This window comes from Phaeovulum sp. (assembly GCF_030684035.1).
Classification (GTDB): Bacteria; Pseudomonadota; Alphaproteobacteria; order Rhodobacterales; family Rhodobacteraceae; genus UBA6213.
On the sequence record NZ_JAUXPI010000034.1, the window covers coordinates 1 to 6,808 of the forward strand.

At 64.4% G+C, this 6,808-nt stretch carries 5 protein-coding genes and 1 pseudogene; 5 read left to right on the forward strand and 1 reads right to left on the reverse strand.

Annotated features, from left to right (window positions below):
- The first annotated feature begins 126 nt into the window (after positions 1 to 126).
- The 5 genes from Q8J98_RS07730 (at position 127) to Q8J98_RS07750 (ending at position 6,275) form a co-directional block, all read left to right on the forward strand.
- Positions 127 to 807: a Crp/Fnr family transcriptional regulator gene (locus Q8J98_RS07730; protein ID WP_305293851.1), complete on the forward strand. Its 681-nt coding sequence runs from the start codon at positions 127 to 129 to the stop codon at positions 805 to 807.
- A 158-nt stretch (positions 808 to 965) separates the two neighbouring features.
- Complete coding sequence (acsA, locus tag Q8J98_RS07735; protein ID WP_305293852.1) at positions 966 to 2,711, forward strand: acetate--CoA ligase; 1,746 nt, start codon at positions 966 to 968, stop codon at positions 2,709 to 2,711.
- On the forward strand, positions 2,708 to 4,708 hold the full coding sequence (gene pdhA / locus Q8J98_RS07740) for a pyruvate dehydrogenase (acetyl-transferring) E1 component subunit alpha (protein ID WP_305293853.1): 2,001 nt from the start codon (positions 2,708 to 2,710) through the stop codon (positions 4,706 to 4,708). The genes acsA and pdhA overlap by 4 nt, the downstream gene beginning before the upstream one ends.
- Positions 4,708 to 6,033 carry a dihydrolipoamide acetyltransferase family protein gene (locus tag Q8J98_RS07745; protein WP_305293854.1) on the forward strand — a complete coding sequence of 442 codons (1,326 nt, stop codon included), beginning with the start codon at positions 4,708 to 4,710 and terminating at the stop codon, positions 6,031 to 6,033. The genes pdhA and Q8J98_RS07745 overlap by 1 nt, the downstream gene beginning before the upstream one ends.
- The gene (locus Q8J98_RS07750; protein ID WP_305293855.1) at positions 6,030 to 6,275 is read left to right on the forward strand and encodes an acyl carrier protein; all 246 of its coding nucleotides are present in this window, start codon (positions 6,030 to 6,032) and stop codon (positions 6,273 to 6,275) included. The genes Q8J98_RS07745 and Q8J98_RS07750 overlap by 4 nt, the downstream gene beginning before the upstream one ends.
- A gap of 198 nt (positions 6,276 to 6,473) precedes the next feature.
- Here the strand turns inward: Q8J98_RS07750 and Q8J98_RS07755 are convergent.
- Positions 6,474 to 6,653: pseudogene (locus tag Q8J98_RS07755) on the reverse strand (helix-turn-helix domain-containing protein); the annotation flags it as partial.
- Positions 6,654 to 6,808 lie beyond the last annotated feature (155 nt).

Sequence of the window (6,808 nt, forward strand, 5' to 3'; positions counted from 1 at the left end):
GGCGCGGCGCTACATGGGGCTGGAATCCCTCGCCCGCATCACGGATACTCCCAACCATAGGCTGCCCGCCGTGGCCGCCTGATCGAGACCGAGCCTCTCCGAGGGTTGGCGCTCATACACCACCAAATGGGGCACTACCCCGAAATTGCAGCCATCTCATCGCAGAGAACGATCCTCGCTGGCGAAACCGTAGTCGCCGTTGGCGAACGATCCGGGTATCTGGGATATGTTCTCGACGGTATTTTGGGAATGAAAAAGGTCCTGCCTGACGGTCGCACGCATATCATCGGGCTTCTGACCGAGGCAGACATGTTTGGCCGTGTTCTTGATGGTGGTTCCGGCTTTTCGGTAGAGGCGCTGACGGATGCCGAGGTATTTTGCATCGAGCGGCAGCCTTTCGAGCGGATTCTGCGGCAGGATCCGGCTACCGAGCGGGCTTTCCTGGTCAATGTGCTCGACGAGATCGACGCAGCGCGCGACTGGGTGCTGCTTTTGGGGGGGCGGAGGGTGCTTGAGCGCGTCGCCTCCATGTTGCTGCTTCTCGTGCGGCACCGATCGCCGCAAGCCGAGGGGGGCGAGCGCGGCGGCCACGCGCCGGTTCCGGTCGATTTGCCGATCCGGCGCGCGGATCTCGCGCAATATCTGGGAACTCGGCCGGAATCGCTCAGCCGGGCGTTTCATCGGCTGCAGTCGCGCGGGCTGATAAGGCTCCTCGACCCTTTTCACTTTGAAATCATCGATTATGCGGCGCTGGTCGAAATTTCGGGAAATGACCGTTTCGTTGCCAGCGAGCATCCGCGCGGCTGATCGTATTCCAGCCCCCTGATCCAAGACGAATGGCTGCGTGTAGGCGAAGCATCAAGCCGGGGCCTTGACGCCGGTCAATGCGTTCACCGTGCACGCGGTGATACCAGAATTTGGAAGGTCGCGCGGAGCGCGGGGCCGATGCCCGAGGAGGATTGGCCGTGTCATCGCGCGTGATCCGAAAGACCGAGGCCGAGCGCCGCTCTGCGGTGATGCCTGACCCGGAGGCCGCAAGGGCAGATTTTAGCTGGCAAACCGCCCGCGACCTGCTTGAGGGTATGCCGGGGGGTGGCCTCAATATTGCCTATGAGGCGGTGGATCGGCACGTCGCGGCGGGGTTCGGTGCCGAAATCGCCATTCGCTGGCTTGGTAAGGACGGGACCGCCCGAGACCTGAGTTATCAGGAACTTGATGGCCAAGCGGCGCGTTTTGCCAATGTGCTGACCGCGCATGGCTTGCGTCGGGGTGACCGGGTTTTTGCGCTGATGGGGCGTACACCCGAACTCTACGCGGTCGCCCTGGGCACGTTGAAGGCCGGGATGGTGTTCACGCCGCTGTTTTCCGCCTTTGGGCCTGACCCGGTTCGCACCCGCATGGAAATCGGAGAGGCCTCGGCGCTGGTCACCACCGCCACGATCTTCGTCCGCAAGATTGCTGCATGGCGGGCCGAGATACCTTCCCTGCGGCTGGTGCTGATCGTTGGCGAGACAGCACCCGATGGCTGCGTGGCGCTGGCTCCGGCAATGGCCAACGCGCCGGATCGATTTGCCACCGTCGCCACCGCCGAGGAGGATGTGGCACTGATTCATTTCACCTCGGGCACCACCGGGCGGCCCAAGGGCGTGGTGCATGTGCACCAGGCGGTGCTCAGCCACGCGTTGACCGGCCGCTCGGCGCTCGAACTTACACCCGGCACAAGCTACTGGTGCACAGCCGATCCGGGCTGGGTCACCGGCACGTCTTACGGTATCATAGCGCCCCTGGTGAACCGCTGCATGATGGTGGTGGACGAGGCCGACTTTGACCTCGAACGCTGGTATGCGACGCTTGAGCGCGAAAGGGTTGCGGTCTGGTACACCGCACCGACCGCGATCCGCATGATGATGCGGGCGGGCGAAGGGCCAGCGCGCGGGCACGATTTTTCGGCGCTGCGCTTTCTGGCGAGCGTAGGCGAGCCATTGAATCCCGAGGCGGTGATCTGGGGGAAAAAGGTGTTTGGCCACCCGTTCCACGACAACTGGTGGCAGACCGAAACTGGCGGCATCATGATCGCCAATACCAAGGCGATGGATATCTACCCCGGCTCGATGGGAAAACCCTTGCCCGGCATCACCGCCGCGATCGTCGGGCACCGCAATGCCACCTTGGCCGAACTTGGCCCCGGCGAGATCGGAGAGCTGGCCTTGCGCCCCGGCTGGCCGTCGATGATGCGCGCGTATCTGCACGAAGCGGCACGCTATGCGAAATGCTTTGTCGATGGCTGGTATCTGACCGGCGACCTCGCGTTGCGCGATGCTCAGGGCTACTTCTGGTTCATCGGCAGGGCGGACGATCTGATCAAGACCTCGGGGCACCTGATCGGCCCGTTCGAGGTGGAAAGCGCGCTGGTAGAACATCCGGCGGTGGCCGAAGCAGCGGTTATCGGCCTGCCCGATGAGACGGCAGGCGAAGTGGTCAGGGCCTATGTGACATTGAACGCCAGCTTTTTTGCAAGCGAGGCGCTGGAACAGGACATTCGCGCCCATGCCCGCAGGCGGCTGGGGCCGTCGGTAGCCCCGCGCGAGGTGGTGTTCCGCGAGAACCTTCCCAAGACGCGCTCGGGCAAGATCATGCGCCGCCTGCTGAAAGCGCGCGAGCTAGGCCTTCCCGAAGGCGATATTTCCACGCTGGAGACGGATGAGAAATGACCCGGAGCACGAAACCCCATCTCGACCATGACCATGTGCGCGACCTTCTGCGCGGGATGATCCGCATCCGCCGCTTCGAGGCGAAATGCGCCGAGCTTTACACGCAGGAAAAGATCCGCGGTTTCCTGCATCTCTATGACGGCGAGGAGGCAATCGCGGTGGGCGTCATGGCGGCACTGGAACCCGCCGACCGGGTGGTGGCAACCTACCGCGAGCATGGCCACGCGCTTGCGCGCGGGATTTCCATGGAGGCGGCGCTTGCCGAAATGATGGGCCGCGCCAGCGGCTGCGCAGGTGGTCGTGGCGGCTCGATGCATCTGTTCGATGCCGCTACCAACTTTCATGGCGGCAATGCCATCGTCGGCGGTGGGTTGCCTCTGGCCACGGGGCTTGCGCTTGGCGACAAGATGCAGGGCCGCAGCGCGGTGACGGTGTGCTTCTTTGGCGAAGGTGCCGCGGCCGAAGGCGAGTTTCACGAGGCGCTGAACCTCGCGGCGCTTTGGTCTTTGCCAGTTCTTTTCGTTTGTGAAAACAACAGCTATGCCATGGGCACAGCGTTGGCCCGGTCGCAGGCGCAGACCGATATCCACCTCAAGGCTGCGGCCTACGGGCTGGCGTCGCAGGTTGTGGATGGCATGGATGTGGTGGCTGTCGAGGCAGCCGCCCGCGCCGTGCTGGCGGCCATGCATGCACTGCCTGCGCCGCAGTTTCTCGAATGCCGCACCTACCGCTTTCGCGCGCATTCGATGTTTGACGCCGAGCTTTACCGCGACAAGGCCGAAGTGGCGGAATGGCGCGGCAAGGGGCCAATTGTCCGCTTTCAGCGGTGGCTGCTGGAAAATGGCCTGATCCACCAATCCGAGATCGACGTGATCGAGGCGGAAGCGGAGGCAGAGATTGAAGCCGCTGCCCAAGCTGCCGAAGCAGCCCCGCTGGAGCCGGTGGAAGATCTTGCGCGGCACGTCATGGCCGAAGCTCGCCCGGCTCCGCCCGCCCCGCCCGCAACACCCGCAGCTCAGCTCGAAACCACCTACCGCGAGGCTGTCCGCGACGCCATTACCGAGGCGATGCTGCGCGATGACAAGGTGTTTCTGATGGGTGAGGACGTGGGCGCCTATGGCGGCTGCTACGCCGTTTCCAAGGGCCTCATGGCCGAATTCGGCCCTGACCGCATCCGCGATACACCGCTGTCCGAATCCGGCTTTACCGGTGCCGGGATCGGGGCGGCAATGGCGGGGATGCGGCCGATTGTCGAGTTGATGACGGTCAATTTTAGCTTGCTGGCGCTGGACCAGATTCTGAACACGGCGGCCACGCTCCGGCACATGTCGGGCGGGCAGTTCGGCGTGCCGCTGGTGATCCGCATGGCCACCGGCGCGGGCCGACAACTTGCCGCGCAGCATTCGCACAGCCTCGAGGGGTGGTATGCGCATATCCCCGGCTTGCGCGTGCTTGCCCCGGCAACGCTTGAAGACGCGCGCGGCATGCTCTGGACCGCGCTGCAAGAGCCGGATCCGGTCCTGATCTTCGAGAATGTCATGCTCTATAACCGCGCGGGCAAGTTGGCGGCAAATGCCGGTGCGGTGGAGATCGACCATGCGATGGTGCGAAGGCCGGGGCGCGATCTGGCGATGATCGCCTATGGCGGCTCGCTTTTCAAGACTCTGGAGGCCGCCGAGGTGCTGGCCAAGGATGGCATCGAGGCCGAGGTCATCGACCTGCGAAGCTTGCGCCCACTGGATGATGCCACCATCATCGCCTCGGTCACCCGCACCCGCCGCGCGCTGGTGGTTGACGAGGGCTGGCGCAGCGGGTCGCTGGCGGCAGAAATCAGCGCGCGGATCATGGAGCAGGCATTTTGGTCGCTGGATGCGCCTGTGGGTCGGGTTTGTACCGCCGAAGTGCCCATTCCCTATGCCCGCCACCTTGAGGAAGCTGCGATTCCGCAAGTGGCGGGGATCGTGGCAGCCGCGCGTTCGATGCTGGGGAGGCGATAATGGGTGTGTTCCGCATGCCCTCGCTTGGGGCAGATATGGAAAGCGCGAAACTTGTGGAGTGGACCGTCAGACCCGGTGACACCGTTACCCGTGGCCAAGTCGTGGCGGTGGTTGAGACCCAGAAAGGCGCGATCGAAATCGAGTGTTTCGAGGATGGCATTGTTGAGCGCATCGACGCCCAGGTGGGCGATACCCTGGCCGTAGGGGAACCGCTTGCAGTGATAGGCGCTGCTGCCGGGTCGCCGCAGCTTGGGGTCGCCTCCGGCAAACCGGCACGACCGGCGCGCAAGGCACAGCGGCCACCCTCGCCGCCACCAGAGGTGCCGGAGCCACCGCCAGAACGGCCGGAAGAGCCGCGCGAGGTGCCCGGCGAGGCACCACGCGAAGTGCCCGGCGAGGCACCCGAAGAAACGCCGACCCTACCGCCACCGGAGTTTCCCGAGCAGCCGGCTTTTTCTTCTGCAACAGCAGAAGGCGCTGCATCTGCCTCGCCCGCAGCCAGACGGCGCGCGGCCGACGCAGGGGTTTCGTTGGGCGTTGTGTCGGGAAGCGGGCCGGGTGGAGCGGTGCTGCTGGAAGATGTCGAGCGGCATCTCGTCGTGTCGCGGGCTCCCGACGCGTCCCCGCCGGTGGAAAACCGACCGCCTCGGTCGGGGCTCGACATCGGTGCTATGCGCAAGGCGATCGCGGCGGCAATGGTGCGCTCGAAACGCGAAATCCCGCACTATTACCTCTCGCATCAGATCAACCTGCAAGCCGCGGCGGATTGGCTGGCCGCAACCAATCAGACCCGCGCGCCCGATGAACGGCTGCTGATGGGCACGTTGCTGCTAAGGGCCTGCGCGGTGGCGGCAGCAAATAACCCGGACCTGAACGGCCGGTTCACCGGCGGCGCTTTTGTTCCTTCGGCGGCGGTCCATGCCGGGCTGGTGGTGGCGTTGCGCGGCGGCGGGCTGATTGCGCCGGCAATCCGCGACGCCGACACGCTTGGGCTGGATGCGCTGATGGCCGCGATGCGCGACGTGGTGGCGCGGGCGCGCGGCGGGCGGCTGCGCAACTCGGAACTCACTGACGGCACGATCACCGTTTCCAGCATGGGCGAGACCGGAGCCGAGGCATTGTTCGGCGTGATCTACCCGCCGCAGGTGGCGATTGTGGGTTTTGGCGCGCCGCAAATTAGACCTTGGGTTGTCGGAGCGGCGGTCGAGCCGCGGCTGGTCGTGACCGCCACATTATCTGCCGATCACCGGGTCAGCGATGGCCGCCGTGGTGCCCGATTGCTGATCGAAATAGACCACCTTCTGAAGGAGCCAGAACAGCTATGACCCCCGAAGCCCTGCGCGCCATCTTCATTGAGGAATTGGCGCGGGTCGCGCCCGATATCGACCCCGCGACGGTAAGCGATGATGACCATCTGCAAAATGACCTCGAACTTGATTCGATGGATTTTCTGAACCTCGTCAGCGCCCTGCACCGGAGGCTTGGCGTTGATGTCGGCGAAGCCGACTATGCGCAGCTGGCAACACCCGGGCTGGCCTTGCCATTTCTGTTGGCCCGGTTGGGCTGAGCGAGCCCCCGGCACACCCTCGCCCGCCCCAAAAAGCAACGCGGCGGAAATGGTCGGCCGGGGTTCTCGCCGCAAATGCACCGCATTGGGTGCCACAACGGGCCGCCAACGGACAAACGTCGATGACACGCTCTTCTTCACTCTGGGCCAGGTCTACGAGGATTTGCGGCTGAAGATGGGCGAGAAAAACTCGGGCGGCGGCCAGTTTTTCGGCAGCGGCTGGTGTCCGCGCTCATAGGTGAAGTCGGTCTCGCCCGACCGCAGTATCTTGCGCACGGTGTTGCGAGAAACATGCAGCTCACGGCTGATCCTCTTCATCGACCAGCCCTGCGCATGAAAGGCTCGGCGAACGCGCGCGATCGTATCCACTCTCTTCAACTCCCGCTCCATCCGCGATCGTGTCCCACAGCGTGGTGTAGCTGGCCATGAAGATCGCCGCCATTTCGGGCGTCGGCCTGCTTGATCAGCGCGCCACGACGGGCAGGCTGATCATTGGATCATCGCTTAATGGCGCCATGGTTTCCAGCGTCATG